Raw genomic sequence first — 1360 nt, forward strand, 5'->3', positions numbered from 1 at the left:
TGGATGTGCGTCTAAGCATTTAGGAGTGACTGGCAGGCAAATCCGCCAGTTGAATCTGAGGTGTGATGGGGAGCGATTTATCGCGAAGTATCTGATTCCACACTGTCAAGAAAAGCCTCTAGGGAGGAAGTTAGTGCCCGTACCGCAAACCGACACAGGTAGGTGAGGAGAGAATCCTAAGGCCAGCGGAAGAATTGTTGTTAAGGAACTCGGCAAATTAGCCCCGTAACTTCGGGAGAAGGGGTGCCACAGAAATGTGGTCGCAGTGAATAGGCCCAAGCAACTGTTTAGCAAAAACACAGGTCTCTGCTAAAGCGAAAGCTGATGTATAGGGGCTGACGCCTGCCCGGTGCTGGAAGGTTAAGGGGATCCGTTAGCGCAAGCGAAGCGGTGAACTTAAGCCCCAGTAAACGGCGGCCGTAACTATAACGGTCCTAAGGTAGCGAAATTCCTTGTCGGGTAAGTTCCGACCCGCACGAATGGCGTAATGACTTGGGCACTGTCTCAACAACAAATCCGGCGAAATTGTAGTGCAAGTGAAGATGCTTGCTACCCGCGATTGGACGGAAAGACCCCGTAGAGCTTTACTGTAGCTTAGCATTGAATTTCGGTATTGTCTGTACAGGATAGGTGGGAGACTTGGAAGCAAGGGCGTCAGCCTTTGTGGAGTCATCCTTGGGATACCACCCTGACAGTACTGGGATTCTAACCGGAGGCCATGAATCTGGTCACGGGACATTGTTAGGTGGGCAGTTTGACTGGGGCGGTCGCCTCCAAAAAAGTAACGGAGGCGCCCAAAGGTTCCCTCAGTGCGGTTGGAAATCGCGCGTAGAGTGCAAAGGCAGAAGGGAGCCTGACTGCGACACTTACAAGTGGAGCAGGGACGAAAGTCGGGCTTAGTGATCCGGTGGTTCCTCGTGGGAGGGCCATCGCTCAACGGATAAAAGCTACCTCGGGGATAACAGGCTGATCTCCCCCAAGAGTCCACATCGACGGGGAGGTTTGGCACCTCGATGTCGGCTCGTCGCATCCTGGGGCTGAAGTAGGTCCCAAGGGTTGGGCTGTTCGCCCATTAAAGCGGCACGCGAGCTGGGTTCAGAACGTCGTGAGACAGTTCGGTCCCTATCCGTCGCGGGCGTAGGAAATTTGAGAGGAGCTGTCCTTAGTACGAGAGGACCGGGATGGACTGACCTCTGGTGCACCAGTTGTTCCGCCAGGAGCATTGCTGGGTAGCTATGTCAGGACGGGATAAACGCTGAAAGCATCTAAGCGTGAAGCCCACCTCAAGATGAGATTTCCCATAGCGTAAGCTAGTAAGACCCCTTGAAGAACACAAGGTTGATAGGTCAGAGGTGTAAGT

The 1360-nt window shown here is 53.5% G+C and carries 1 rRNA gene; it reads left to right on the forward strand.

Going from position 1 to position 1360, the window contains the following annotated elements:
• Positions 1 to 1360: ribosomal RNA gene (locus JOC70_RS19060) — 23S ribosomal RNA — on the forward strand; the annotation flags it as partial.

The sequence above is a fragment of the Clostridium pascui genome (assembly GCF_016908015.1).
Classification (GTDB): domain Bacteria; phylum Bacillota; class Clostridia; order Clostridiales; family Clostridiaceae; genus Clostridium_AK; species Clostridium_AK pascui.